The sequence below is a fragment of the Fastidiosipila sp. genome (genome assembly GCA_012511175.1).
Lineage (GTDB): Bacteria > Bacillota > Clostridia > Saccharofermentanales > DTU023 > UBA4923.
In genome coordinates this window covers 1-25,836 of record JAAZGO010000007.1, presented here as the reverse complement: position 1 = coordinate 25,836, position 25,836 = coordinate 1, and the positions used below count along the sequence as shown (strand labels likewise).

Genomic DNA, 25,836 nt, shown 5'->3' with positions numbered 1-25,836 from the left:
CCAATGCCGGGACAGTACAGTCGAAACCCTTGAAAATATCTTCGATAGAAAGGACACGGAAAGAAGAGATCGGATTAAGCAACCAAACAATAACGTCTCTTGACAAAGGGTCACTACATAACAGTAATCTATGATGCCGCTCACGCCTTTGGTGTAACCGTCAATGGAGTCGGCATTGCCAATTTTGGCGACGCTTCCATGTTCAGTTTCCATGCGACCAAGGTATTCCACACAATTGAAGGTGGTGCCGTGGCTTACAAGGAAGATGATCTGGCAAAAAGACTTAATGCCATGAAAAACTTTGGCATAACCGGTCCTGAGACAGTCGAATATGTTGGCGGCAACGCGAAGATGAATGAATTCCAAGCTGCCATGGGATTATGTAATCTCCGCCATATCGATGAGGAAATCGAAAAGCGTCGATTGGTTGCGGAGCGTTACCATGAGCGATTGGCCGACATTGAAGGAATCAAGCTGCCCAAGTTACAGGATGGGGTGAAGCGCAATTATGCATATCTTCCCGTTCTTTTTGACGGTTACGAGTTGAATCGAGATGAGATTTTTGAGAGACTGAAAGCGGGAAATGTTTTTGCCAGGAAGTATTTCTATCCCCTCACCAGCACATTCGAGTGCTACAAAGAGAGGTTTCATTCAGTCGATACACCTGTAGCTGCTTACATCGCCGATCGGATCCTGACATTGCCTCTCTATGCAGATCTGGACATGGGTGATGTTGATCGGATTTGTGATATCGTGCTGGCCCGGTCCTAGCCTGGATCTATTGATTTGGAGGACTCCATGAAAGGAATCGTATTGGCCGGGGGAAAAGGCACCCGCCTTTATCCCATGACACGAGCTGTTTCAAAGCAATTGCTACCCATCTACGACAAGCCTCTCATCTATTATCCGCTATCAGTTTTGATCTTGGCGGGTATTCGTGAAATATTGATTATTTCCACACCGGAGGACACGCCTGTTTATGAAAGGCTTTTGGGAGACGGCTCCGAACTCGGCCTGGAGTTTTCCTATGAAGTTCAGGAAAAACCCAGGGGTCTGGCGGATGCCTTCATTGTGGGAGAGCCGTTTATAGAAGACTCCAGCGTCTGTTTAATACTGGGAGACAACGTCTTTTATGGTCAGGATCTAACCAAAGTGCTGAATCAGGCAAAGATGCAGGATAAAGGCGCTGTTGTATTTGGCTATCCCGTCAAGGACGCGAGACCTTACGGGGTGGTGGAGTTTGATGCAAACCATAAAGTGATCTCTATCGAAGAAAAGCCGCAGCATCCCAAATCGAACTACGCCGTGCCGGGTCTTTACCTTTACGATAATCAAGTAGTGGAAATCGCCAAAAACATCGAACCCTCAGCGAGGGGAGAATTGGAAATTACGGCTGTCAATAATGTTTACCTTGCACAAGGCGAACTCAAAGTGGTTCTTCTGGGGCGAGGCATGGCATGGCTTGACACCGGATCACCCGAGGGCATGCTTAAGGCTTCCGAATACGTTGAGGCCGTCCAATCCAGACAAGGCTTCTATATCGCTTGTTTGGAGGAGATTGCCTGGCGGAGAGGTTTCATCACAAAGGAGCAATTCAGGGCGATCGGCAAGAAACTTGAGATGACCGAATACGGTCAGTATATCCTTTCTCTTGCGAACGAAACTCACGATTTGGGAGGCTAAGATGAAGTGCATTCTGGTGACGGGCGGCGCCGGCTTTATCGGCAGCAATTTTGTCAAGTACATGCTAAGACATCATAATTATCGGATTGTCAATGCTGATGCCTTGACGTATGCAGGCAATCTTGAAAATTTGAAAGATGTTGAAGACCACCCCAACTATGTATTCGTCAAGGCCGATATCCGGGACAGAGAAAAAATTGAAGAGATATTCTCATTGTACGAAATCGATGCGGTCGTGAATTTTGCGGCGGAAAGCCATGTTGACAGAAGCATTGTCGAGCCCGGAGTGTTTCTGACAACCAATATTGTTGGCACGCAAGTTTTGCTTGATACTGCAAAAAAACACTGGAAGTGCAATCCGGCTGACAAATATTGCAGAAAATTCAAACCGGGGGTGAAATATGTCCAGATTTCAACCGACGAAGTGTACGGTGCCCTGAGTGAAACAGGCCTATTTACTGAAGATATGCCTCTCCTGCCTAACAATCCTTACTCCGCTTCAAAGGCGGGCGCCGACCTTATTGTAAGAGCCTACTATGAAACCTTCGGGCTCCCCGTTAATATCACGCGCAGTAGTAATAATTACGGTCCCTTCCAATTCCCAGAAAAATTAATTCCTCTCATGATCAACAACTGTCTGAACGACAGGTATCTTCCTGTCTACGGTGATGGAATGCAAATCAGAGACTGGATTCACGTGGATGATCACTGCTCTGCGATCGATGCTGTCCTTCATGGAGGGGAAGACGGGGATGTTTACAACATCGGCAGCAATAATGAAAAAGCAAATATCGAAATTGTCCGGCTGATCATTGAAACATTGGAGAAAACGGAATCCTTAATTCAATACGTCAAAGACAGACCTGGTCACGACAGACGCTATGCCATTGACAACACGAAGATCAGGACTCATCTTGGGTGGGAACCAGCCTTTACCTTTGAACTGGGAATGCTGGAAACCATCAAATGGTACCTGAGCAATTCAGCATGGATTGAGAATGTCATTTCAGGTGAATACGAGAAATACTATGAAATTATGTATGAATAAAAAGAAGCCAGCTTGCGTCCATTCGCGGTGATATTTGGAAGAGTTGTTTGTTATAATCGATAAAACCAATGACAGGGAAGCAATGCCATGACAGGATCGGAGCAAACAATGAAAATAAAAGATGTATTCTTTGTCACCTTGCGATCCTGGCGGCAAATGATCGTATATTCCCTTGCAGGGGTTCTTCTTCTTGTTGGTGTTGCTCTCTTTTATGGACGTGCACCCAGTGAATCTACTAAACAAGCAGTTTCACTGACTGACAAGGAAATCGAAGAAATTTCCAAAAACACTGTTAACAGCGACCCAACAGTTATCGAAATCATGAACCGGATAGAATCCCTCGAATCTCAATCCAGGTATCTGAGTGACCGTCTGGTTAACAGTATCTACCTTGCTATTGATGAAATGGCTCAACCGAAAGTGGCATTCAATGTGATCGTGACTCCCGAAGAACCTGCCCCAACATCTGAAGAAACCTATGAACAACGCACTTACTCCTTGAGCCTTGGTTTTCTGAAGCAAGCCAAGAGCGACAAATTTGCTGAGTACCTTGCCGACCGAATCATGCATGGGGTTGAAGCCAAGTGGGTTAAGGAGCTTTTAACTGCCTATCTGGATGACGAACAGGTGTTACATTTCGAAGTAGTTGCACCTGATCAGGAAACAGTAGATAGACTGGCGGAGGATGCACAAGGATATTTTACGGATATCATCCGTGAGCATCTAGATGTCAACTATCTTTTTGAAGTTGAAATAATGGAACGCACCGCATCTTTTGAGCCAAATCCCCTTATCAAAAGCGAAAGAGAGCGGCTGGAGAAAGAGTTTAATGAAGTGCGTCTTATGATCGATCAGCATCAGGAAGCAATTGATCTGAAAGTTAAGAAGGCCTTGGAACAGGCACTCGAAAAGCAGACGGTCCAGCTATCGGAAGAGATTGTGGAGAAAAAGGTCAACCTAAGGCGCAAAATTATTAGATTTGGAGGTGCTGGTGCCGTTGTAGGTATTTTGATTACGTCCTTTTTCGCTGTCTTCCGGGCGACATCACCGGCTGTTGTCTGGTCACCTGAAGAATTAGCTGATCAGCTGGGACTACTCTACATCGGATCCGTCGCACTTCCCAATTTATCGGACAGGAAGAGATTCGGCGCCGGCTTTGATCGTTGGCTGGAAAATACTTTCTATCGCGAGAAAAAAACAAATGAAGAAGAAAACCTGGACTATCTGGCCTCTGTCATTGAGGGATTGGACAAAAATTTGAAGCCGGAATCATATCCGAACCGTCCCTATCATATTGCCATTATGGGTGAAGCTGAGGGCTCAACCTGTGAAAATCTGGTTAATGCTTTGCAGGGGTTAGGTTCGGTGCAAAGTGTTGGAGTTATTGCTGACACAGTTGAAGGAATAAAAGTGCTCCAATCTTCGGATGCCGTAGTACAACTGGTTCAGGCACGCCGTACCGATCTGCGAAAGACAATCCGGAACCTGGAGTTGGCCGCTGGCATGGGTGTGAAATTGCTCGGAATCATCGGAGTTGGATAAGCTTGGAAGAAGTTGCACTTGGATGAAGACAGAGGTCCCGGCGCACCTCTTGTTTGTAATTGGGCTGGAAACATCGTAAAATGGCAAACAAGGGTGGTACATCCGCTTAGTCTTGGTACGAAAAGATATGCGACAGAAGCGCAAAATTGATAAGATTCTCCTGACGACTGCCACAGTGCTGGTGGCCACCGTTTTCGTTGCCTTGCTCTTCCGGCTGATCAACGACGGTCAAGCCAGGGATCCTGAAGAAAATGGACCGCACTTGACCCAGCCCGCTTGGGTCGCAGAAGAAGGCCTCTTCAACGTCGAAGGCCTGATCGACCGTCATCATCCAGACAATGAACTTATCTTCCTGCTTGATGAAGTCCAGGCCCCCGTCAATGAAAATACCCACTCTCCCGTTACAAGCCCGGTGACACGCCCCAAGGCGACGATTCGTCCGCGCAAGACGGTTCCTGTCTCAATGAGCACCGAAACTTCCACGCCAAACACCACATTTCGAGAGGTGGACTTACGCTACTATGTCCTGTCCGAGTCAGGCCTGAACCTGCGTGAAGGGCCCTCCACTGATTCACCGGTCAAGCAACTGCTCGAATATGGCCAACCTCTCCGGGTCATCGCCCTGAGCAATGACTGGGCCAAGGTTCGCCTGGCAGGGTACGAAATCGGTTACGTCGCGAAGAGGTACATCAGTCAGTACCCGCCCGCGACAACAACTACCGTGACGACAACAACCACAACACCCGCGACAACTCCCCAGCCCACCACGACTGTGGCGCCCACCACGACCAGAAAACCCGTTGACAAGGGGCAGGGTGAATCATCATTTACTTTTGTCCTGTCGGGAACACCGGACGGGATTGCCAGGGCCAACTTCAACATTATTAAGGAAGGCGGACTGATCAACAAGGAAATCAGTCCCTCCATCAACCGCCACTACAACGACTTCACTGACAATGGGGATGGAACCATCACGGTGGATGGCCTGACCTTCGGTTTCCTCGACCAATACGGTTCACGCTACGCAACCCATTATGATGGCGTGGAGGTCTGCCGCCAGCAGATCAAGGCCAGAGGAGGCACATGCCGGCAGGGTCATACCACCCCAACCAATCACAATACCGGATCAGGCATTCCCGCCCAACGCGGGCTTATTGCCGTCGGCGCCAGTGAGATTGATATCTTTCCCCGGGGAACAGTCCTTTTCATCAAGGGCTACGGTTTCGGAGTCGTAGCCGACCGAAGTGGAGGCAGCTTGGACCTCTGCTACGATCCGGATGAATGTTCTCTGCTGACGCGCAGCAACAGCGTATCTGCCATCTACGTCATCGCCAGGCCGTGAGCTCAAATAAACAGGCAAAAACCGGGGAGGGGCAGCCGCCCTCCCTTTTTCTAATGCTAAAAAAATACAATCTTTTCCCGACCCGGTCATTGGGTCAGGTATTTCTGATCGATCAGCGTGTGATTGAATCGATCTTGAATACCCTCCAGCCTGATTGCCGGGATCTTATAGTTGAGATCGGGGCCGGCCCGGGTATCATCACGAAGCGATTGGCGGAAAGGGCTGGCCACGTCCTTGCTGTTGAGATCGACCGCAAGTTCAAACCCCTTCACGATGAGCTGTTCGGGGACCTTGAAAGGCCACCTGAAATGATTTACGAAGACGCGAGACAAGCAAATTACCATAAACTCATTAGAAAGACGGAAGGACGCCTCCTGGTCTTCGGCAACCTGCCCTATTATCTGACCACCGAACTGATCCTGACTGCCATAAGCTGTCTGTCAGGGATGTCGAAAGCGCTCTTTATGGTCGAGGAGGAGGCCGCCGAACGGATTCTGGCCCAACCGGGAACGAAAAAGTATGGGACCCTTTCCATGGCAAGCCAGCTTTTTGGGCAATGGCGAAAAGAAAGAACCGTCCCACGCGCTGCTTTCTTCCCCAAGCCCAACGTTACGTCGGCGCTCATGGCCCTGACGCCTTCGGACGATGAGGGGAAAAGAGAAATTGCTTCTGATCCCTTATTCCATCGCTTTCTGACAGGACTTGCCCAGTACCGTCGAAAGAATCTAGCCAACGCCTTAAAACTTTCAGGGGCAGTGAATGAGGCCATTCCCCCAAAGATTAAGATCTTCCTTGGCGAACAGGCAATCGCTTCCGGAGCCCGGGCTGAGCAGCTGACCCCTGAACAGCTGGGTGAGCTATTCCGCCTGCTCAATTTGTCAGAAAAGACCTGATTCAGTAAGATGACGGTATGGAAGGAGAATCCTGGTGATCCCGGAACTCTACTATAGCCTGGAAGCCGGGGCCAAGGCCCCCGTACGCGCATCGGTAGACGCGTCAGGCTTTGATTTGTTCGCTCATGAGGATACGGCCATTGAGCCGGGCAGAACCGTCCTTGTTTCCACGGGGGTGAGATTAGCCATTCCAATCGGATTTGAAGCCCAGGTGCGGCCGCGGAGCGGGCTCTCACTGCGGACCCGGTTGCGCGTCGCCAATTCACCCGGCACCATTGACGCCGATTACCGGGACCTTGTGTCAGTCGTTTTCGAGAACACGGCATCCTTGACCGATCCCTATTCCTATCTTCAGGAACACCCCGAATTGATCGATTCATTCAACCAGCATTACCATCCGGTCGATATGGCTCATTTTTTCCGGGAACGCCAGGGCCTCCTGCTTCCGTTCGGCCTGCCTGACATGAAAGTCTATCTTGACGGTGAGGGGCATCCTCTCGGAACCATTTTTATCAAGTCTGGTGAAAGAATTGCCCAGCTTGTTTTCGCCAAAGTCGAGTTTCCTGAACTGATTCAAGTCGACGATGTATCCCTGATCGGCAATGACCGGGGAGGAGGCTTCGGTTCGACAGGCAGGGTCTGAACTGCAAAATAACGGAGGAATTGAGATGCTTTTGTCTGAACAGCTTCATCTGATGAATGAGTGCCAGGTATCAATCCGAAACGAGCGCCCCTTCGACTATCTCTCGCTTCTGGTCCCGGTTGAGGGCTTTGCCATGCTCAGTTATCTCGACGATGCCGGACATGTGAAAGACATTCCCGGCAACCTGACCATGCTGCTGACGACGAATGAACTTGCTCTTTCGCTGTCCACAGACACTTTCGGGCTGGCGATCACCTCAAACCCGCGTGAACTCTTTTTTCGCCTTCATAATTTCCTGTGCAGCCAGGATGGCTATAGACGGCCTGAATTTGCAAGCCGGATTGACCCGACTGCCATGGTATCGGCAAAGGCTCATGTAGCTGAGGCCAATGTGGTGATCGGAGCGGGCGTCGTGCTTGAGCCTTTTGTCATGATCTATCCGGACACGGTGATAGGGGATTATTCGGTGATCAGGGCCGGAACCATCCTGGGCGGTGTTGGCTTTGAGTTCAAACGGACCGGGGATGAGGTGATGAGTGTGTCTCATGCAGGAGGCGTCATCATCGAAGATCATGTTGAAATCCAGAACAATGCTTGCATCGATCGGGCCATTTATCCTTGGGATGACACGAGGATCTCTTCCTACAGCAAATTGGACAATCATGTTTATGTGGCCCATGGCTGCAAAATTGGCAAAAGAGCACTCATCACCGCTCATTCGGTTGTGGGCGGCCGTGTGGTTGTCGGTGATGATGTCTGGATCGGATTTAATGCCACCATCCGCAACGGACTGAAAATAGGTGACCGGGCCCGTGTCAACATGGGAGCCGTGGTCACCCGTTCAGTCGGGAACGATGAGTCGGTAACCGGCAACTTTGCTATTCCACACGACCAATTTTTGAAGCTCCTGAAAAGAGATCTCAAATCCCTGGAGCAAGACTGACCGCCGCTTGGAGTTTTTCGACTTATCTTTTTCTTGATAGGGAGTCTCGCATTCGATACGCCTTCCTGCGTTTTCACGCTTTATAATGACCAGGAAAATAGGACCTCTGTTCTGCTGAAAGGAAGCAAGATGCTTGAATTACAAAACGTATCTTTTGCCGTCGACGACGATGGCAAGCAAAAATACATCCTGCGGGACATCAGTTTTGCGACCGGTGACAAGTTTGTTGCCATCACGGGACCCAATGGCAGCGGCAAATCCACTTTGGCCAAGCTAATCATGGGGATCATCAGGCCGACGTTTGGCCGGATCTTTTTCAACGGGGAGGACATCACGGATCTGGGCGTCGATGAGCGGGCCCGAAAGGGCATCAGCTACGCCTTCCAGCAGCCCGTCAAGTTCAAGGGCATGAAAGTCTTTGAATTGGTCTCTTTGGCGGCGGGCCGTGAATTAACCAAGGACGATGCCTGCGAATACCTGTCAGAGGTGGGTTTATGCGCCTTGGATTACGTCAACCGGGACCTGGACGGGAGCTTGTCGGGTGGGGAGTTGAAACGGATTGAGATCGCCATGATGCTGGCCCGGGGGACTTCTCTGACCATTCTGGATGAGCCGGAGGCAGGGATCGACCTTTGGAGTTTCCAGAACCTGATCGGTGTTTTCCGCCATCTGCATGAGGTGACCGGCGGGTCGATTTTGATCATCTCCCACCAGGAGCGGATTCTGAACATGGTGGATACCATCATGGTTTTGGAAGGGGGCCGGATTGAAAAAATCGGCCCCAGGGATGAGATTCTGCCCGGTCTGATACTCCCGGCCGATGACTGCCGGGCCACCTGCGACTACTATGCAGTTTCCTGAGGTAGCTATGAATAACAAGAAACCGGTTGATCCGGTCAAGGATCAAATCTACAAGCACCTGCTGGCGGAGGTTACAGGCCTCTATGATGTGCCCATGGGCGCCTTCAATATCCGGTCCGACGGCGAGGGGGCCGGCCGCAAGACCACCGCCAACATCGACATTGTGACAAAGGCCGACCAGCCGGGGATCGAGGTCAGAGTCAAGCCGGGAACCAAAAATGAAAGCATTCATATCCCGGTGGTCATCGGCCAGACCGGCCTTCACGATCTGGTCTACAATGACTTCTACATCGGCGAGGGGGCGGATGTCACCATCGTGGCCGGTTGCGCCATCCACAACCCCGGAACTGACGAGAGCTCCCACGACGGCATTCACCGCTTTTTCCTGGCAGAAAACGCCCGGGTCAAATACCTGGAAAAACACTACGGGGAGGGGGAAGGAAAACGCGTCCTCAATCCCACCACCGTCATCGAGCTGGGGCCGGGAAGCCATCTGGAGATGGATAGCGTTCAAATCCAGGGGGTCGATTCAACCGTCAGGAGAACCGAGGCAGTCGTCGGCGACGGAGCCAGCCTGATCGTCAGCGAAAAGATCATGACCGAGGGGGAACAGACCGCCGAAACCATTTTTGACGTCAAGCTGGACGGAGAGGAGTCACGTACCCACTTGATCTCCCGTTCCGTGGTCCGGGGGCGATCCCGTCAGAAATTTGTCTCACAAATGACCGGCAATAACAAGAGCCGGGGTCATTCCGAATGTGACGCCATTTTAATGGATCAGGGCAAGGCCGTTGCCATCCCCGAAGTGACCGCCAATCATCTGGAGGCCGAGCTCATCCACGAGGCCGTCATAGGGAAAATTGCAGGCGAACAGCTGACCAAGTTGATGACCCTGGGTCTCTCCGAAAAGGAAGCTGAGGCCCGGATCATCAGCGGTTTCATGAAATAGACTAAACCACCGAATACTCAAAAAAGAGCTGGCCGCGCTCAAAGCGGCCGATATCCAGATCCGAAACATCGATGGTCAGGGGGCGGTCCAGGATCATTTCCGTGATAAGCTGGCCCGTGGCAGGCGCCAGCATGAAACCATGGCCCGAAAAACCCAGGGCCAGGAAGAAGCCCTCCAGGCCCGGCACCGGCCCGTAGATGGGCTGGGCGTCTTCCGTGTTGCAGTAATGACCTGCCCACTGGCGCAGGATTCTGGCCGAGCGCAGGTAGGGGAGCAGCTTTCCGCAGGTCTTGGTCATCTCCTCCATGAAACGCCAGCCCGGTGTAATTCGAAGGTCGCGCGGCTCAGAATCGTCGCTCCGCCCCATGATAATGGACCCATGGGGGACCTGCTGGATGTAAATGTTGTAGGAAAAACCCATGACCATAGGTTTCAGGACAGGCTCAAGAGGCTCCGTCACCAGGATCTGGTGGCGCTGGACAAAGATGGGGATGTCCACTCCTGCCATGGCCCCGATGCCCTTGGACCAGCCGCCCGCGGCATTGACCACGATGGGGGTCGCGATTCGGCCCTGATCGGTTTCCACCGCTTCAATTTTCCCTTTTTTCACTTCAATGCCAACCACTTCCGTGTGCTTGAAGATCTGAACGCCCAGCCGTTCGGCCGCCAGGGCATAGGCTTCGGTAGTATGAAAGGGATTAAGATGGCCGTCGCGATGGCAGAAGGTGGCTGCCACAAACTGTGAGGTATCGATATGGGGGACAATCTCCCGGGCCTCCCCCGGCGTTAAGTACTTGGAATCAATGCCCAGGCTGTTTTGGAGGGCCACATTCTTTTTGAACTGTTGGGCCTCCTTCTCATTGGCTGCCACAATCAGGTAACCCGACTGGTCAAACTCGATGTCCCGTTCGTATTCAAGGATTTCATTGGCCTTTTCAAAAAACTCAATGGAAAACAAGGCCAGCTGACAATTCCGTTTGGCGCCCCACTGCATGCGGACCCCGGCGCCGCAGCGTCCCGTCGACCCGTTGCCCAGGGTATCTTTTTCAAGAACAACAACATCCCTGACCCCTTCTTTAGCCAGATTCCAGGCGATGGCGCAGCCGGAGACACCGCCGCCGACAATAACCACCGAAGCACTTTTAGGTAAGGACATCTTCTTCCTCCTCCATGAAAAAAGAAATGGGAAGCGACCGGGTCGGCGGCCGGTGGGCTGAAGGTTCGACCTCCTCTACCGGTCTGCCGGTCATCCTGGCGATCAGGTCGGCGATCAGGGGGCCGCAGGTCCGGGCCTGGCAGGGGCCCATTCCAGCCCGGCTGATGCGCTTGATCTCATCTACGGTCGTGTAGCCTTCTTCAATCAGCTTGCGAATATCTCCAACGGTGATGCCCTCACAGCGGCAGATGATGGTGGCCTCGGCGGTGACCTGCTGATCTTCTCTTGGTTCTTTTTCTGATTCGGCATCAAGTTTGACATCCTGCTCTTTGATCAGGTGAAAGAACCGGACCTTCTGCGCGCAGTCCAATGGAACTGACAAGGTGACCTGGGGCGTGCCGGATTTTTTGCCTGACAAAACCCGGGTGACAGTTGCGTCCGCCACATAGGCGCCGGCCCGGTCCACGGCCTGCACCACCTCACCCTTTTCGGGCAGGGGGACAAACTCGTAGGGGATGGTCACCCTGGCGGTCCCGTCTCCTCTGGATTCATCGATAATGAAAATGGCCAGGCCGGGGCAGACCCCGGCACAGATGCCACAGCCGGTACAAAGATCGGGGACCAGCTCCGGCAGGTCATTAATGTCCTCCATGGGCAGGATGGCGTCAAAGGGGCAGGAGATGGTGCAGGGGTTGCAGGGGATCTCCTGGAAACACTCGATGACGGCGTAGGGACCCTTGCCCCGCCGCTCAGGGGAAGGCAGGGCGGCTTCCAGAAGATCGTCCGTGACAATGCCTGTCTCATACAGCATGGTCCACCTCCTCGCCGGACGGGCCCAAGAGGGTTCGCACAATGCCTTCCCTGATCTTTTCACCCGCGGGACCCGCCCGAAGCTGGCGCAGCTGTTCCAGGCAGTCCAGGCGTTCCTCCTCATAATGATCTGTCTTCAAGCCAAGTGAGGCCGCCGCCTCAAGCCCTGCCAGGCGTCCTTCGACCATGGCAGCGCTGGCTTCCTCGATGCCGGTCAGGTCACCCGCGATGTAAAGGCCGGGCACGCTTGTCTCAAGCCGGTCGTTGCGAACCGGGACATGGCCGCCCAGCTCCTTGACATAGCGCATGGCACAGCCGGCCTGCCAGAGAAGTTCGGCCAAGGGGGAGAGGCCGGCCGCGATGCAGATGACATCGCAGGCAACAGTCTCTTCCGTGCCGGGGATGATATTCCAGAAACGGTCGACCCCGGCAATAACAGCCGATTCAACCGAATTTTTTCCGTCGGCCCGGACGATGGTGTGGGAAGTCAAAATGGGGACACCTGCCCGGCGGATCTTGCTGGCGTGGACCAGGTAGCCGCCAATGGCGGGCAGGCCTTCCACAATGGCAGCTACTTCAACCCCGGCCTGCAGGAGCTGGTAGCTGACAATCAGGCCGATGTTGCCCGCTCCGATCATGAGGACCCGTTTGCCCGGCCGGACCCCATGAACATTCATCATGGTCTGGACAGCTCCGGCCCCGTAGATACCTGGCAGGTCATTATTGGGGAAGGAGAGGTACTTTTCCGAGGCACCTGTCGCCGCGATGATTCTTTCCGGCCGGACTTTCTTGTAACGTCCCCGGTGTTCCACTGTCAGAACGCCGTCTTCGTAAAGTCCGATGGCAGTCGCATCGGTCCACACGCTGGCCAGATCTGAAAAACCGGCCAGCTTCCGGCTCAAAAGGCCGGCAATATCGATGCCGCGTACCGAAGCGTGCTGTTTTTCCGAGCCGAAGAACTTGTGAGTCTGCTTGACCAGCTGGCCGCCCAGGTGGCCGTCTCTTTCAATCAGAAGGATGGAGGCGCCGGCCTCCGCCGCCGTGACCGCGGCCATGAGGCCGGCGGGTCCCCCGCCGATGACAGCAATATCGGGTTCATAAAACATCCGGCACCCCCCGATCCCTTTGTGTTTCCACCACCATGCCCGCCCGCAGGGGTTCAGTGCAGGTCCTGACGTTGGCCCTGCCGTCAACGATCATGAGGCAGGAGGAGCAGTTGCCGATGGCGCAATAATAACCGCGGGGCCTTCCCGTTTTGAAGTGGTAGCCCAGAACCATGACGCCATTGGCATGAAGGGCTGAAGCAATGGTATCGCCCTCCTTTCCTGTCAGGGGCCGGCCATCGAAGGTAAAAGGGATATCCTTTCGATGGCCGAAATCCAGGATAGGGTGTTCTTCAATGCGAAGTGACGAATGCTCCCCTTTCATCTCAGGCTTCCTCCATATAGGGGTAGGCAACGCCCGTGATGGGGACAAAGTTCTCCTTGATGGCCCGGGGGCTGGTCCAGCGGATCATGTTGAGCAGGGATCCTGCCTTATCGTTGGTGCCGGAGGCGCGCGAGCCGCCGAAGGGCTGCTGGCCGACCACGGCCCCCGTCGGCTTGTCGTTGAGGTAGAAGTTGCCGGCCGCGTGTGCCAGGGCTCTTTCCATCTTAACCAGGGCCCGGCGGTCCTGGGCAAAGACAGCTCCGGTCAAACCGTAAGGTGTGCAGGTATCGCAGAGCCGCAGGGCTTCGTCCAGTTCGTCGTCTTCATAGACATAGACGGTCAGGACAGGCCCGAAGATCTCCTCCACCATGGTCACGTAGTCCGGCTTTTTGGCCAGGATGACCGTCGGCTGGACAAAGTAACCTTTCGAATCGTCACAGCCTCCGGTCAGAACCCGGGCATCATCTGACGCGCGGGCCTCTTCGATGTAGCCCTTGATCTTGTCATAAGAGGTCCGGTCAATCACGGCTCCCATGAAAGTATCAAACTCAGCGGGATCACCGACCTTCAGTTGATCGATCTCCTCCAGCAGGCATTTTTCCACTTCAGGCCACAGGCTTTGCGGGATGTAAGCCCGGGAAGCGGCGGAGCATTTCTGTCCCTGGTATTCAAAAGCGCCCCGCGCCAGAGCTGTGACCAGGGACTCCAGGTGGGCGGTGGGATGGGCGAATACAAAATCCTTGCCGCCCGTTTCGCCGACCAGGCGGGGGTACTGCCCGTAATTTGCAATATTGCAGCCTACCTGCTGCCAGATCTGCTGGAAGGTGGCCGTTGAACCGGTAAAGTGAATACCTCCCAAGCGCGGGTCGGCCACAACGATCCGGCCGACATCCGCGCCGGCCGAAGGCACAAAGTTGATGACCCCATCAGGCAGGCCGGCTTCCTTGAGCATCAAATAGAAATAGTAGCTGGCCAGTGAGGCCGTGCCGGCCGGTTTCCAGACCACTGTATTGCCCATCAGAGCAGGGGCGGTCGGCAGGTTGCCGCCGATGGAAGTAAAGTTGAAAGGGGTAATGGCCAAAACGAAGCCGTCAAGCGGCCTGTATTCCATCCGGTTCCAGATCCCCTTGGAGCTTTCCGGCTGCATGCGGTAGATTTGGTCGGCAAAAGCCACATTGTAACGGAAGAAGTCGCAGAGTTCGCAGGCCGAATCAATTTCCGCCTGGAAGACGGTCTTGCTCTGTCCCAGCATGGTGGAGGCATTGATGCGGTCGCGCCAGGGGCCTGAAAGAAGGTCGGCAGCTTTTAAAAAGATGGCCTGGCGGTGCTCTGCCGGCATGGCGGCCCAGGAGGCCTTGGCTTCCACAGCCGTGTCCATGGCCAGCCGGAGTTCACTCTCGCCTGCCTGATGAACCCGGGCCAGGACATACCCGTGATTGTGCGGCATGACCACCTCTTTGATCTTGCCGGTCTCAATGGCCTGACCGCCAATAAAAACCGGTATATCAACCACCATACCGGCCTGCCGCTTGAGTTCGCGTTTGAGTGACGCGCGGGCCGGGGAACCCGGTGAATAGTCCGAAAGAGGCTCATTGCTTACCTGGGGAACCGAAAAAATACCGTTCATGCCTGTCTTCCTTTCAATCATTGGCCTTCAGGATCTGCCTTCAGCGGCCAGGGTTGCTGTGAAGGCTTGCGGCCGATCCAATCGTCATATGGCGCCAAAGCCTTCACCATTATAGGCATATTGAAAGCGCTTTGCCAGTTTCGGAAACTTGCTCCAGGAGGAAGAATCGCAGCCCTTATGACCAAAGTCTGCAGCTTGGTTCTGAAAAAATCCGGACCCTGATTTTTGGCTGACTCAATTCACAAGCGTATGGTTTCAAAGCCTTGAGCAAACAAGGAACAGGCAGGCTCCAGTCCAAAGATCCACATGCGTTCCCGGACGGCGAAGATGGGGGAGAAGAGGCTGGCCAGTCATCGTCCTGGCGTGCACCGCCAGGGATTTGAATATGAGTCAAAGGGTGGTTTTGAGAACCTGATCACCGAATCTGTCGGGCATTCCACATCGGATGAACCCGTTGGTTTTGAGATCAATCCCGCTGAAATTGTTCCTGATGAGAACTTTCATGACAAGGTACTTCAAAAAGAGGAGGGAGCGCTTGATTCCCGGAAGCGGAACAAGACAACTAAAGAGCATACGGGGCATGCGCTCCGGATTTTGAGCATCATAACGTCCCTCCAGAAGGTAGCCGCAATTGCGAAAGCATGCCGTGAACGCTGGAAAGTCAACCGGATTGAGACAGAATGCCGGTGCCAGTTAGGTGAGATACTCACACTGAATCCAGTGCATCGACAGATGCTCTTTTTTCAGAGACGGATAATCATTCAGCGAAAAAGAGCTGAATGAGCGGCCTGCTTACTATTATAGGGAAAAGTACTACTAATTGGTTTGCAAGCAATTCTGTGTCGCCACTGGTGATTTTTCGTCAAATTTTGAGCAAATTACAAAAGAATCGGCAAAATATCTGAAAAATTTTGTCAAATCCTCACTTTTGCTCTTGACATTCTCATTACAGTTTGGTAGCTTTACTTCGTCTGGGCTTTTTTAGAGAGCTTATGAAGGGCTAAGCGCTAACCAGTCGAAACAAGTGAATATTATTAGACAGGATAATATTTGTAAATCCTGAATAGCTATTCAAATCTTGCATGAACTTGGTGCGAAGGGCTGAATCCCTAGAACGATGAAGAAGTTCCTCAGGGAGGAGAACCAAGGTGAAAGAGATTAACAGGAACCACAAACCATTCGTTTGGCTGGCACGGCTTTTTTTGCTGATCGCAATCGTCAGCCTGACATCACTGGCACCATTTCGGACAGAAGCTTTGGGCAGGGGAGATGCTTCCCCGGCCGAAGGCGCCTTACCTCAAAGCAATGACATGACTGTGCAGGCCTTCTCGGAGGATGGGGGAAAGACCCTGGTTTCTTCGACTAATACCGATAATGAGAAATTGCTGGTTTCAACGGACACTGCGCGGGCTCTTCATATGCTGGAGGGTGAGTCCTGTGGGCGCTGAAGAGAGAAAACAAAGGCGGGGATTGATCAGTCCGGAAAAGACGGGCCGGCCCCTTGCCTTGTTATGTTGGTTTTAAATTTTTGCCTGGATGCCTGGCAAAATCATTTGGAAAGGAATGCAAATAAAATGAAGGGCAATGTTTGCAAAAGAAAAAAGGCCGGCTGGATAGCGCTGATTCTGGCGGTCTTGATGGTGACTGGACTTTTCCTCGCGGGGGCCGGCCGGGTACTGGCTGAAAGTGGAAAGGAGGAAGGCTATGAACTGGTGATCCAAAAGCGGACTGAACACCAGGGACGGGTTCCAGAGGGAACCAAAGTGACTTTCACCTATTCGTATGGAAAATTCGGAGAAGAGTGGGTGCAGCACAAGATTGAGCTTGGTATCCATGACGACCACACAATCAGAAATATTCCTTATGGTTACGGTTTCAAGGTAACCGAAGAAGATGATGAACGTTTTGAACTGGCAAATGTTGAGATCAACGGGGTGCATGCATGCGCCGAATATGACGGTAACCGGACGGTTACGGGAACAATGAGCAAGGGCAGTCAGACCGTCCTTATATTCCGCAATTCCTACAAGAAATCGGATGTGGAACCACCTGCTCCGCCTGCAGAGGAGGCAGTGGGCCATTTGAAAATCACAAAAAAGCTGGAGAATTATCCGATTGATCTTAACAAACCGTCATTTGAGTTTTCGGTCACGCTGGAAAAAGCGAAAGGAGTGCCCATCGCCGACGGCACTTATGGAGGCTTGGCCGTTAAAGACGGGCGAGCGAATTTTTCGCTTGGACCCGACGGTGTAATGGATGTGAAAAATCTGCCCGAAAAGACCCTCTATACCGTCACGGAAATAAATCATGAAGGATATACGGTGACTGTAGATGATGGTGATAAGGACAATGACAAGCTCGGTCTTAGCAAAGATACGGTTAGCGGCTGGATTGTCGCGGATCAATCACATCCTATTGTCTTCCATAACAAATGGAATCCTGCTCTTGAACCACCCGCCTTCCCGGTCATCGAGATCAGGAAAGTTGTGACAGGCAATCCGCCTGACGACCGGGTCTTCGACTTTTCGATTGAACAGGGGACAATCACAAGAGAAATCATCAGCCAGCCTCTCAATGAGAAATTTCAGCTTGGCGATTTGGGTCACAAATCCTATACGGTGAATCCCCATTACCCGTACACCATTCGTGAAGCGGCGGTCGAGGGCTACAAGACGTCAGTCAAAGTGGATTACGAATATTTCGAGCAGTCCCCCGATAACGTCAAGCCCGCCCCCCTCCATGCAGTGGATCTGGGCGGACTATGGGTGAAACTTGGGGCTCTTGGAAGTAACGTCAAGAAGGTAACCGTCACCTTTGCCAACCACTGGGAGCCTGTTTCACCAACACCCCGATTCGTGGTCAAGAAGGTCGTTGAAGGTGAAACGACTGAAGGGGAGTTTTCATTCAAAGTTTTCTTTCATACTGATACAAGTATAGACAGCAGTTATCCGAATGTTGACAACTATACGCTGGGTCACGATGAAAAGGTGGAAATCTCGCCTTCAAGTAAGTGGAAATTTTTCAACGTGACCGAAGAAGAAGACGATCGATACGATGTCTATTACACCATCAATGATGGCGACCGTCAGGAGGGGCGTGTGGCCTGCGGTCCAATCAGCAAAGATGGTCAAGTACTCGTAACCTTCTATAATGTCCTTAGAATTAAAGACGGCGATGAAGCGCCTGGCGACGGCGATGAAACGCCCGGCGGCGGAGACGAAATACCCGGCGGAGACGAAACACCCGGCGGTGGAGATGAGATGCCTGGCGGCGGGAATGAAACGCCCGGCGACGGGAACGAAACACCTGGCGGCGAAGGGGAATCACCAGGCGGCGGGGATGATTCCGGATCAACCGGCGCGGACGGCGGAAGTGATCAGGGTGATGGCGGTCTGGTTGCCGGTGATCAGGATGAAGGAGACCCTGGCAATCCAGCAGGCGACAGCGGCAGCCCTGAAGACGATGATGAGACCCAGGTGTCCGGAACCGGGAGCGGTGATCAAACAGCCGCTGATGGTGATGGGCAGAGCGCGGAAAAATCTGAAGATGAAACACTGGTCCTTGGCAATGAAGACGAAATTAAAACACCGGCGACCGGTGTACGACTGCCCGGTACGCTGTACCTGGCACCTTTGATGGTACTTCTCGGTTCTTCGGCGCTGGTCTTGAGAAAGCGGGCACTCTCAAAGGAATGAGGATCAGTTAAAAGCGATTGTCCTGTTGCCAACAGGAAAACATTCAGGAGCCGTCTCTGAGCGGGACGGCTCCTTTTTGGGTAATAAAAGTACGAGTTCTGAGGTGTTCGTCAATTGTTTTTTCGAGCTAATAAGGACAAAACTACATATCCAATTCCGCTGAAACAGCGATCCTGCTCAGCTTCGCTTCCCGATGAAACAGAAACTTGAGTCCACTTGGCCAATCCGGTCCGCACAGGCGGGTATTGGGGGGATCGTATTGAGCCGGCAGTCATGCATTTGCAGCAGAGCGAAATCCGGCAATCCAACCTGCAGAGCCGGGCAGGTTCAGGATTTTCGTACACGTCCAGGAGAAATCAAGCGATATTGCCTGGTATGACACCTGTAAATCAGGCGCAGGAGTCAGTCCATTTTTGGGGGAAACCAGCGGGCAAGAAAAGCAGCCAGTGCCTCCATGTAAGCATCAGGGTCACCGGAATAAGCCTCCAGATGACCGGTGCCCGGGACCAGATGGGTGGCAGTCCTTTCGGGATGCAGCCTCAATCGCTCATCGATCAGCGGCCGGTAATTGCTGGTTTTGAGGAAAGGGTCCTGATCGTGACCCATGATCATGACGGGGAGGGGCAGGGAGGAAAAGTAGGCAAAATAATCCTTCCTGACGCTCTTGCCGGCTGACAGGCGGATTGCGTAGGGAACGGCATCAGGGAGCCAGAAAAGGGCTTTGTTGTTATTCTTCCGGATGACCGCGCTGATAAAAGCATCGCTGTCGCGGGCAGGTGTATCCACGATCAGGGCCCCGATCCGGTCCAGAGCCGTCAAGGCCTCTTTTGCCAGGGTCTCATCGTCGCTTCTTTGGGCGTCGTCTTCCAGGGAATCAAGTGCCCGCATGATAGCGGTCGTCCCCGACCCGAAGCCGTAAAGGATCAAAGGTGAAGAGGGGACGTGCTGGAGGGTCCATGCAATAGCGGCCCGGACATCTTCATATTCCGCATAACCGAAGGAAGACATGCTGCCGCCGGATTCACCGCTGTGACGAAGATCGAAGAGGAGCGTATAAAAACCCTCCCGGGACAGCTGCCTGATCAGGGGGGCGGAATCCAGGCCGAAGGGCAGACGGTTGCCGCCCTGGTCATGAACCAAAATGGCAGTTCCCCGGTTGATCTCTCCTTCAGGTTTGATCAGCCAGCCCTTGAGGGTGATCTGGCCGCCGCCTGAGCTGAAGGATACAGACTGAAAGGAGGGCAGAAGATTGGTGGCGTAGGGGGGGATGGGCTCGGAAGGCTGTTTCATCAGCCGGTCAGCCTTTACCAGGCTGGTCACCGCAATACCGGCCACGAAAACAAGCAGAAGAGCCAGGGCAATCAGAAAAAGCTTGACCCGGGATTTTTTCTTTCTACTTCGCAGGATGTAAGGCTTCTTCCTCAAAAAAAGCTCCTTGCCATCGGGGTTTTCAGGCGGTACAATCATAGACCGGCCCGCTATTCTATTGTACATTGATTGGTGACAGCAGGGGATAGGCATGGTTCAGGAAATGGGAAAACTTGTGCTGGGGATTGAAACATCCTGCGACGAAACCGCCGCAGCGGTGGTCCTTGACGGGCGCCTGGTCAAATCCAGTGTGGTCGCGTCACAAGTCGATCTCCACGCCTCTTACGGCGGAGTTGTCCCGGAACTGGCCTCCCGTGAACATGTTAAAACCATCCTGCCGGTAATCGACCGGGCCCTTGAGGAAGCGGGGATAGGCCTGAAAGATCTGAACGCACTTGCCGTCACTTACGGACCGGGCCTGGTCGGAGCCCTCCTGGTCGGCATCGCGGCAGCCAAGGGACTGGCTTCATCGATCGGCCTGCCGCTCATACCTGTTCACCATCTGGAAGGCCACATTGCATCGGCTTATCTGGCGGATCGCTCGCTGGCCCCTCCCTTTTTGTGCCTGATCGTATCGGGCGGCCACGCCAGCCTGGTTGAAGTCAGGGATTACTGCTCCTTTGTGGTTCTGGGCCGGACCCGGGACGATGCCCCGGGTGAAGCCTTCGACAAGATTGCGCGGACCCTGGGGCTGGGATACCCGGGAGGGCCCCTGATCGAGCAGGCGGCAAAAGACGGCAACCGGCAGGCCTTTTCCTTGCCGATCACCCTCTTTCCCGATTCCCTGGACTTTTCTTTCAGCGGGGTCAAAACCGCGGCCATCAATCGCCACCGCCAATTGATGCGGGAAGCTGAAAAAGAGGGTGCGGCCTGGCCCGCATCCTGCAGTTTGTCCGATTTTGCAGCTACCTTCCAGGAAACAGTTGTCCAGACTCTGGTTCACCACGCCCGGGAGGCGCTGCTTTCCGGTCCTTACCGCTCACTGGTGGTGGCAGGCGGCGTCTCAGCCAATAAGCGCCTCAGGGAAGCCATGGAAGACATGACGGACAGAATGGGAGTCCGCCTGACCATCCCCGCGCTTTCCTATTGCACGGACAATGCGGCCATGATCGCTTCGGCCGGTTACTACGCCTGGTGTTCCGGCAGGCAGGCAGATGCCAGCCTGAACGCTATTCCCATGGCGGAGCTGGAAGAGGTCAATCAATTCCTGGATCGGCAGGCGCCATGAAAGCAGAAGAGAAAAAAACCAAGCTGATCGTTGAGAACCGGCGGGCCCGCCACGATTTCCACATCTTTCGCAGGCTGGAGACGGGGATGGTGCTGACCGGCACGGAAGTCAAATCCGTCCGCCAGGGGCATTTCAGCATCGGCGAAGCCTACGTGACCGTCAAAGGCGGCGAGCTTTTCCTGGTCGGTGCCCACATCAGTCCCTATGAGCAGGGCAACCGTTTCAACCCCGACCCGGTGCGGGACCGCAAGCTCCTGGCCCATAAGCACGAAATTGTCCAGCTGGAAGCAGCCGTCCAGCAAAAAGGAATGACCCTGGTCCCTCTGAAAGCCTATTTTTCCGGTGGCCGCGTCAAGCTTGAAATCGGGCTGGCCCGCGGGAAGAAACTTCACGATAAGCGGGAGGTTATCAGAGAACGTGCCGTGGAACGCGACATCGAGCGCAGGATCAAGGATCAGGGACGAAAATAGCCTGACGGCGAATCAGCCTGGGATTGATCCAGGGGCTTGATGTAATGAATTATCCGGTCAACTTCCAAAAATCCCATCTTCTTATGAAAACCTTGGCTTGTCTCATTGTCCAGCTCACAGTCGGACGCAAAAAGGGTGCAGCCTTTTCTTTGTGACCAGTCTTCGCAATGGCGGACCAGCCCGCGCCCGATTCCCCGGTGACGGTAAGCGGGGAGGACATAAAGGGCTTCCAGGTAACCACAGACGTCACCTCTGGAAGCGCCCTCCACGTAGTCATGCCGGATTGCCACATGGCTGATGCCCACAGCTTTGTTCCCTGAACAGGCGAGAAAAATGGTCTCATTTGCAGCCTGGAGGATTTCCCGGTTTTCCTCCAGCAGGGAAGCGGGGTCATGGTCCTGGAAAAGCCGGGCAAGCAGATCCGTCACCTGGTCCAGATCGTCAGGTTTGGCTTTCCGGAAGCTTGGCTGGTTCATGGTTGGTCTCCTCCAGATGAAAATCTCTTTCAGGCGCACGGCAGGAAGCGTTTGGCATAAGGGGCGTGATTTGGTGAACACACTATAGCAAAAGCGGCAGCGGTAAAAGGAAGGATCAAGCCCAAAAATCGGTGACCCTCCAGCTGATTTGAGCAAAACGGGCTATTTCCCAGTTTCCGGCTTGCAGGTTACCACTTGGGAACCCTTGCTTCTCTATAATAAAATCGGCGAAAGCCTCATGGGAGACGCCTGAAGAAAAGATCGGAAAGGCAGGATAAATCCCATGAAAAAAATACTTATAGTGGTGGCAGCCGTACTGGCCAGCAGTCTGCTGGTCGTCGGCTGTATGAAGACACCTTCCCTGGACAAGCTGGTCCCGGGTGGCATCGGCGGCCTGATCGACCAGATTGAAAAAGCAGATAAGGCAGATCCGGTCGATAAGACAGACGGGCTTCCTTCGGAGACCGTCCGGGGGGAGGAGAGCAAAAATCCGGGTTTTTCATCCGGCAACTCCTATGAAGCCTACCTCGAGGCAAAAGCGGGTCTGATCGAAAAGATGACCCGCGCCTTTGATGCGTTCCGTGACCATGGCATGGAGGCCGTATTCTCGATAATTGGCTTCACCACAGCGGACATCATGATGTGGCCGGCGGCCATCCTCTGGGATGATGAACTGTCGGCCCAGCAGACAGCGGCCATCTTCGGGGCAGTAGACATGAAACTTGAGCGGTCAGGAAACAAGGCCTCTCTCACCTATAACCTGGATGGAGAGGCCGTGAGTTTCACAGGCGAGCCCACTGATGGAGCGGATGGCTTCGTCTTCAGCTTTATCCAGGGCGGTCATGAAAAATTGCGGTCAGAGTTTGTCCGCACTCCCTACGGTTTTGCCGGCCAGTATTTCCTGACGGATGATGATGGCAAGGCCCGTCACTACATGGTGACCATTGCCGGCGAAGAGGGAGCCATTGGCATCGATCAAGATGCTGTCCGGCCGGGGCCGCTCACGGGGAAAGAGAGTTTGGATTTTCCCCTGACAGCATCCGAATGGTACCGGATCGAAGGCAAGCAACTGACGGGGCTGACGGGTGACGGCTTTAACATTGAAGCCACCATTCCCTAACCGGCCGATCGATAGGCAGAAAGAAAGAGGGGGCGCCTTGGCACCCCCTCTTGACTTGTCATGACCGGTTTTTGCCGACCTGACAACTTGTCCTTACAAGATGTGGGGATCTTCCTCCCAGCTGTAAAGGGAGGCCGGGTCCTTCACATTGGTATCGCGGCCCTCTGGCGGAAGATCCCTGGCTGACCCCGGGCAGGCAGGCTGAGTCGGCACATTGAGATCAGCGCCTCTGGCTTTGTCTTTTTCCCAAGCCTCACGGCTGTCCGATCGCATGGGGGTCAGATCGACTTCCTTGATGTCAATGCCCAAAGCCTCAGCCACTCCCTTGCCGTAATCCGGATCGGCCATGTAGCAGTGGACGATGTGGCGGTGTTTGATCTGAAGGGTGGAATCGCCCATGTTACGGGCTGTGTTCTCGAAGAGGACCAGCTTTTGTTCCGGAGTCATGGCCCTGAAAAGCAGGCCCGGCTGGCTGTAGTAATCGTGGTCGTCCTGGCGGAAATCGTACTGGTAAATGTCACCGCCCTCCTGGATCGGTTCGGCTTCCATGTAGTGATCCTGCCAGTTGCCGTAGCTGTTGGGCTCGTAATGGAGCTCGCTGCCCAGGTTGCCGTCCACCCGCATCTGGCCGTCGCGGTGGAAACTGTGGGGATTCTTGACGCCCTGGGGCGCATTGACCGGGATCTGGTGATGATTGACCCCCAGCCGGTAGCGCTGGGCGTCTCCATAGGAGAAGAGCCGGGTCTGCAGCATGCGGTCGGGCGAGTAACCGATGCCCGGTACATTGTTGGCTGGATTAAAGGCTGCCTGCTCGACATCGGCAAAGTAGTTTTCAGGGTTGCGGTTCAGGACCAGCTCGCCGACCTCGATCAGGGGGAAGTCGCGCTTGAACCACATCTTGGTCAGATCGAAGGGATTGTATGGCATCTTGCGGGCCTCCTCTTCGGTCATGACCTGGATGAAAAGAGTCCAGCGGGGGTACTTGCCCTGCTCGATGGCGTTGTAGAGGTCGCGCTGGTGGCTTTCCCGGTCATTGGCCACCACCGCGGCCGCCTCCTGGTCAGTCAGGTTCTGGATGCCCTGGCGGCTCCTGAAGTGGAACTTGACCCAGACGCGCTCGTTGGCCTGGTTGATCAGGCTGTAGGTATGGCTGGAGAAGCCGTGCATGTAGCGGTAGGAGGAGGGAATGCCCCGGTCGCTCATGGTGATGGTGACCTGGAGCAGGGCCTCGGGCAGGGAGGACCAGAAATCCCAGTTGGTGTTGGGGGATCTCATGTTGGTCCGGGGATCTCTTTTGACGGCGTGGTTGAGGTCGATAAACTTCTTGGGGTCCCGGAAGAAAAAGACCGGTGTATTGTTGCCGACCACATCCCAGTTGCCTTCCTCGGTATAGAACTTGACGGCGAAACCCCGGATATCCCGTTCGGCATCAGCCGCGCCCCGCTCACCCGCCACGGTTGAGAAGCGCATAAAGAGTTTGGTCTTCTTGCCTATCTCCGAAAAGATTTTGGCCTTGGTATAGCGGGTAATATCGTGGGTGACGGTGAATTCACCGAAAGCGCCCGATCCTTTGGCGTGCATGCGCCGTTCAGGGATGACTTCGCGGTTGAAGTGGGCGTGCTTTTCGATCAACCAGGCGTCCTGGATGACCTGGGGGCCCCGCTGCCCCGCCGTCATGGTGTCCTGGTTGTTGATGACAGGCGCCCCGTTCTCTCTGGTGATACCGGGTTGGGAGCCCCTGACATCATTGCGGCTCGGCTGATGGTCGCCGAGGTCGTTCTTCATCATGGGATCTTTGGTTTTCATGCAGGTGTCCTTTCTTCTGAATGATTCAGGATTTGGAATTGTTCTAAATGTTCTCCCATGATAGACGGGGAGTGGTCAGCATGGCGGTTTGGTATCTGGGGTAACGGGACAGGGCCGATTTCTTTTTTGAAAGCGAGTGAGTTTCCTTTTTCATCACGATTCAGCCGATGGACAGGAAGTCATGCCGCGGAGTGGCAAAAGTCGCCCGGCTGCCCGAAGCTCTTGCCAAAGCCGTTTCATTGTCAAACCAATACGCCGGTTCGGTGTCGCCCGGCTGTATGCAGGCATCGAAACTGACCCGCTGCGTTGTCATCCGAAGGCCTGCCCGGAGACGGATCCGGAACTGGCGACAACACCCGCTTCCACATCAGTGGTGGCATACGGGACTACTGCGACGACCACGACCACGACGTCGACCACGACCACGACTGCAAGCACTGGGGGATTAACTTTTTTTACCTTGCCGCCCCACCGCAATTCTGGCAATTCCCTTCCTGGGAGACTGGTACTGTACACCCACGAAACTGACTTTCTACACTGACTTTACGGTCAGGGACTACAACATGTTCTTCGATACTGAAGAATACGGACACTATACTTGCGATTACTCTTTGGCATAGGGGGAGATTATCTGGGACTTCGGTGGTATTGGAAGGTTCACCTTCACAGGTGACTGCCTGGTGTTTGAGCGCGGCGGGATATTCTGGCGCTGACTGGGAGCCTGATCTGATCAACAGGGAAGCACCCT

The 25,836-nt window shown here is 53.9% G+C and carries 25 protein-coding genes; 16 read left to right on the top strand and 9 right to left on the bottom strand.

Annotated elements, in window-relative coordinates; genetic code table 11:
- Positions 1 to 99: 99 nt before the first annotated feature.
- The 10 genes from GX839_01530 to GX839_01485 all read left to right on the top strand — a co-directional run bounded on the left by GX839_01530 (position 100) and on the right by GX839_01485 (position 9,904).
- Positions 100 to 771 carry a hypothetical protein gene (locus GX839_01530; GenBank protein NLB04149.1) on the top strand — a complete coding sequence of 224 codons (672 nt, stop codon included), beginning with the start codon at positions 100 to 102 and terminating at the stop codon, positions 769 to 771.
- A 27-nt stretch (positions 772 to 798) separates the two neighbouring features.
- Positions 799 to 1,683, top strand: a complete 885-nt coding sequence (gene rfbA / locus GX839_01525) for a glucose-1-phosphate thymidylyltransferase RfbA (GenBank protein NLB04148.1) — start codon at positions 799 to 801, stop codon at positions 1,681 to 1,683.
- Between the two features lies 1 nt (position 1,684).
- Positions 1,685 to 2,731, top strand: a complete 1,047-nt coding sequence (gene rfbB / locus GX839_01520; GenBank protein ID NLB04147.1) for a dTDP-glucose 4,6-dehydratase — start codon at positions 1,685 to 1,687, stop codon at positions 2,729 to 2,731.
- An 87-nt stretch (positions 2,732 to 2,818) separates the two neighbouring features.
- Complete coding sequence (locus GX839_01515; GenBank protein NLB04146.1) at positions 2,819 to 4,273, top strand: hypothetical protein; 1,455 nt, start codon at positions 2,819 to 2,821, stop codon at positions 4,271 to 4,273.
- Positions 4,274 to 4,400: 127 nt separating this feature from the next.
- The gene (locus tag GX839_01510; protein ID NLB04145.1) at positions 4,401 to 5,615 is read left to right on the top strand and encodes an SH3 domain-containing protein; all 1,215 of its coding nucleotides are present in this window, start codon (positions 4,401 to 4,403) and stop codon (positions 5,613 to 5,615) included.
- Complete coding sequence (gene rsmA, locus GX839_01505) at positions 5,612 to 6,508, top strand: ribosomal RNA small subunit methyltransferase A (GenBank protein NLB04144.1); 897 nt, start codon at positions 5,612 to 5,614, stop codon at positions 6,506 to 6,508. The genes GX839_01510 and rsmA overlap by 4 nt, the downstream gene beginning before the upstream one ends.
- A 34-nt stretch (positions 6,509 to 6,542) precedes the next feature.
- Positions 6,543 to 7,151: an aminotransferase gene (locus GX839_01500; GenBank protein NLB04143.1), complete on the top strand. Its 609-nt coding sequence runs from the start codon at positions 6,543 to 6,545 to the stop codon at positions 7,149 to 7,151.
- A gap of 25 nt (positions 7,152 to 7,176) precedes the next feature.
- Positions 7,177 to 8,094 carry a UDP-3-O-(3-hydroxymyristoyl)glucosamine N-acyltransferase gene (locus GX839_01495; protein NLB04142.1) on the top strand — a complete coding sequence of 306 codons (918 nt, stop codon included), beginning with the start codon at positions 7,177 to 7,179 and terminating at the stop codon, positions 8,092 to 8,094.
- Positions 8,095 to 8,223: 129 nt separating this feature from the next.
- Positions 8,224 to 8,955 (top strand): ATP-binding cassette domain-containing protein, encoded by a 732-nt coding sequence (locus GX839_01490; GenBank protein NLB04141.1) that lies wholly within the window; start codon positions 8,224 to 8,226, stop codon positions 8,953 to 8,955.
- 7 nt (positions 8,956 to 8,962) lie between these two features.
- Entirely contained in the window at positions 8,963 to 9,904 is a 942-nt protein-coding gene (locus GX839_01485; GenBank protein ID NLB04140.1) for a SufD family Fe-S cluster assembly protein, read from the top strand.
- A 1-nt stretch (position 9,905) separates the two neighbouring features.
- Here GX839_01485 and GX839_01480 read toward each other — a convergent pair whose 3' ends face one another.
- From GX839_01480 to pruA, 5 genes are read right to left on the bottom strand one after another with little or no spacing between them, the layout of a single operon-like run.
- Entirely contained in the window at positions 9,906 to 11,060 is a 1,155-nt protein-coding gene (locus GX839_01480) for an FAD-binding oxidoreductase (protein NLB04139.1), read from the bottom strand.
- Entirely contained in the window at positions 11,047 to 11,871 is an 825-nt protein-coding gene (locus tag GX839_01475) for a 4Fe-4S binding protein (protein NLB04138.1), read from the bottom strand. Before GX839_01475 ends, GX839_01480 begins: the two co-directional genes overlap by 14 nt.
- Positions 11,861 to 12,976, bottom strand: a complete 1,116-nt coding sequence (locus tag GX839_01470; protein ID NLB04137.1) for an FAD-dependent oxidoreductase — start codon at positions 12,974 to 12,976, stop codon at positions 11,861 to 11,863. The genes GX839_01475 and GX839_01470 overlap by 11 nt, the downstream gene beginning before the upstream one ends.
- The gene (locus GX839_01465; GenBank protein NLB04136.1) at positions 12,966 to 13,298 is read right to left on the bottom strand and encodes a (2Fe-2S)-binding protein; all 333 of its coding nucleotides are present in this window, start codon (positions 13,296 to 13,298) and stop codon (positions 12,966 to 12,968) included. Before GX839_01465 ends, GX839_01470 begins: the two co-directional genes overlap by 11 nt.
- Position 13,299: 1 nt before the next feature.
- Positions 13,300 to 14,925 (bottom strand): L-glutamate gamma-semialdehyde dehydrogenase, encoded by a 1,626-nt coding sequence (gene pruA / locus GX839_01460; protein ID NLB04135.1) that lies wholly within the window; start codon positions 14,923 to 14,925, stop codon positions 13,300 to 13,302.
- Positions 14,926 to 15,252: 327 nt separating this feature from the next.
- Between pruA and GX839_01455 the strand changes: the two genes are divergently transcribed.
- The 3 genes from GX839_01455 to GX839_01445 all read left to right on the top strand — a co-directional run bounded on the left by GX839_01455 (position 15,253) and on the right by GX839_01445 (position 18,620).
- Positions 15,253 to 15,708, top strand: a complete 456-nt coding sequence (locus GX839_01455; protein NLB04134.1) for a hypothetical protein — start codon at positions 15,253 to 15,255, stop codon at positions 15,706 to 15,708.
- Positions 15,709 to 16,073: 365 nt separating this feature from the next.
- On the top strand, positions 16,074 to 16,373 hold the full coding sequence (locus GX839_01450; protein NLB04133.1) for a hypothetical protein: 300 nt from the start codon (positions 16,074 to 16,076) through the stop codon (positions 16,371 to 16,373).
- A gap of 126 nt (positions 16,374 to 16,499) precedes the next feature.
- On the top strand, positions 16,500 to 18,620 hold the full coding sequence (locus GX839_01445; protein ID NLB04132.1) for a hypothetical protein: 2,121 nt from the start codon (positions 16,500 to 16,502) through the stop codon (positions 18,618 to 18,620).
- A gap of 402 nt (positions 18,621 to 19,022) precedes the next feature.
- On the opposite strand, the gene GX839_01440 is transcribed toward GX839_01445, so the two are convergent.
- Positions 19,023 to 20,087, bottom strand: a complete 1,065-nt coding sequence (locus GX839_01440; GenBank protein NLB04131.1) for an alpha/beta fold hydrolase — start codon at positions 20,085 to 20,087, stop codon at positions 19,023 to 19,025.
- A gap of 64 nt (positions 20,088 to 20,151) precedes the next feature.
- Between GX839_01440 and tsaD the strand changes: the two genes are divergently transcribed.
- Both tsaD and smpB read left to right on the top strand, forming a co-directional pair.
- Entirely contained in the window at positions 20,152 to 21,216 is a 1,065-nt protein-coding gene (gene tsaD, locus GX839_01435; protein ID NLB04130.1) for a tRNA (adenosine(37)-N6)-threonylcarbamoyltransferase complex transferase subunit TsaD, read from the top strand.
- Positions 21,213 to 21,686, top strand: a complete 474-nt coding sequence (gene smpB, locus GX839_01430) for an SsrA-binding protein SmpB (GenBank protein ID NLB04129.1) — start codon at positions 21,213 to 21,215, stop codon at positions 21,684 to 21,686. Before tsaD ends, smpB begins: the two co-directional genes overlap by 4 nt.
- Here the strand turns inward: smpB and GX839_01425 are convergent.
- A complete protein-coding gene (locus tag GX839_01425) occupies positions 21,671 to 22,162 on the bottom strand; it encodes a GNAT family N-acetyltransferase (GenBank protein ID NLB04128.1) in 492 nt (163 codons plus the stop codon). The two genes, smpB and GX839_01425, sit on opposite strands and share 16 nt — an antisense overlap.
- Before the next feature lie 283 nt (positions 22,163 to 22,445).
- Here GX839_01425 and GX839_01420 point away from each other — a divergent pair, with 283 nt between their 5' ends.
- The gene (locus GX839_01420; GenBank protein NLB04127.1) at positions 22,446 to 23,282 is read left to right on the top strand and encodes a hypothetical protein; all 837 of its coding nucleotides are present in this window, start codon (positions 22,446 to 22,448) and stop codon (positions 23,280 to 23,282) included.
- A 93-nt stretch (positions 23,283 to 23,375) separates the two neighbouring features.
- On the opposite strand, the gene GX839_01415 is transcribed toward GX839_01420, so the two are convergent.
- Together GX839_01415 and GX839_01410 are read right to left on the bottom strand one after the other, a co-directional pair.
- Entirely contained in the window at positions 23,376 to 25,088 is a 1,713-nt protein-coding gene (locus tag GX839_01415; GenBank protein ID NLB04126.1) for a catalase, read from the bottom strand.
- A 160-nt stretch (positions 25,089 to 25,248) separates the two neighbouring features.
- Positions 25,249 to 25,401, bottom strand: a complete 153-nt coding sequence (locus GX839_01410; GenBank protein ID NLB04125.1) for a hypothetical protein — start codon at positions 25,399 to 25,401, stop codon at positions 25,249 to 25,251.
- Positions 25,402 to 25,836: the final 435 nt, after the last annotated feature.

Bases quoted from the DNA above. Each gene is read 5' to 3' on its own strand.
- rfbA (NLB04148.1), top strand. From the start codon at position 799: ATGAAAGGAATCGTATTGGCCGGGGGAAAAGGCACCCGCCTTTATCCC.
- rfbB (NLB04147.1), top strand. From the start codon at position 1,685: ATGAAGTGCATTCTGGTGACGGGCGGCGCCGGCTTTATCGGCAGCAAT.
- GX839_01515 (NLB04146.1), top strand. From the start codon at position 2,819: ATGACAGGATCGGAGCAAACAATGAAAATAAAAGATGTATTCTTTGTC.
- GX839_01510 (NLB04145.1), top strand. From the start codon at position 4,401: ATGCGACAGAAGCGCAAAATTGATAAGATTCTCCTGACGACTGCCACA.
- GX839_01495 (NLB04142.1), top strand. From the start codon at position 7,177: ATGCTTTTGTCTGAACAGCTTCATCTGATGAATGAGTGCCAGGTATCA.
- GX839_01490 (NLB04141.1), top strand. From the start codon at position 8,224: ATGCTTGAATTACAAAACGTATCTTTTGCCGTCGACGACGATGGCAAG.
- GX839_01485 (NLB04140.1), top strand. From the start codon at position 8,963: ATGAATAACAAGAAACCGGTTGATCCGGTCAAGGATCAAATCTACAAG.
- GX839_01480 (NLB04139.1), bottom strand. From the start codon at position 11,060: ATGTCCTTACCTAAAAGTGCTTCGGTGGTTATTGTCGGCGGCGGTGTC.
- GX839_01475 (NLB04138.1), bottom strand. From the start codon at position 11,871: ATGCTGTATGAGACAGGCATTGTCACGGACGATCTTCTGGAAGCCGCC.
- GX839_01470 (NLB04137.1), bottom strand. From the start codon at position 12,976: ATGTTTTATGAACCCGATATTGCTGTCATCGGCGGGGGACCCGCCGGC.
- GX839_01465 (NLB04136.1), bottom strand. From the start codon at position 13,298: ATGAAAGGGGAGCATTCGTCACTTCGCATTGAAGAACACCCTATCCTG.
- pruA (NLB04135.1), bottom strand. From the start codon at position 14,925: ATGAACGGTATTTTTTCGGTTCCCCAGGTAAGCAATGAGCCTCTTTCG.
- GX839_01455 (NLB04134.1), top strand. From the start codon at position 15,253: ATGGGGGAGAAGAGGCTGGCCAGTCATCGTCCTGGCGTGCACCGCCAG.
- GX839_01445 (NLB04132.1), top strand. From the start codon at position 16,500: ATGAAGGGCAATGTTTGCAAAAGAAAAAAGGCCGGCTGGATAGCGCTG.
- GX839_01440 (NLB04131.1), bottom strand. From the start codon at position 20,087: ATGATTGTACCGCCTGAAAACCCCGATGGCAAGGAGCTTTTTTTGAGG.
- tsaD (NLB04130.1), top strand. From the start codon at position 20,152: ATGGGAAAACTTGTGCTGGGGATTGAAACATCCTGCGACGAAACCGCC.
- smpB (NLB04129.1), top strand. From the start codon at position 21,213: ATGAAAGCAGAAGAGAAAAAAACCAAGCTGATCGTTGAGAACCGGCGG.
- GX839_01425 (NLB04128.1), bottom strand. From the start codon at position 22,162: ATGAACCAGCCAAGCTTCCGGAAAGCCAAACCTGACGATCTGGACCAG.
- GX839_01420 (NLB04127.1), top strand. From the start codon at position 22,446: ATGAAAAAAATACTTATAGTGGTGGCAGCCGTACTGGCCAGCAGTCTG.
- GX839_01415 (NLB04126.1), bottom strand. From the start codon at position 25,088: ATGAAAACCAAAGATCCCATGATGAAGAACGACCTCGGCGACCATCAG.
- GX839_01410 (NLB04125.1), bottom strand. From the start codon at position 25,401: ATGACAACGCAGCGGGTCAGTTTCGATGCCTGCATACAGCCGGGCGAC.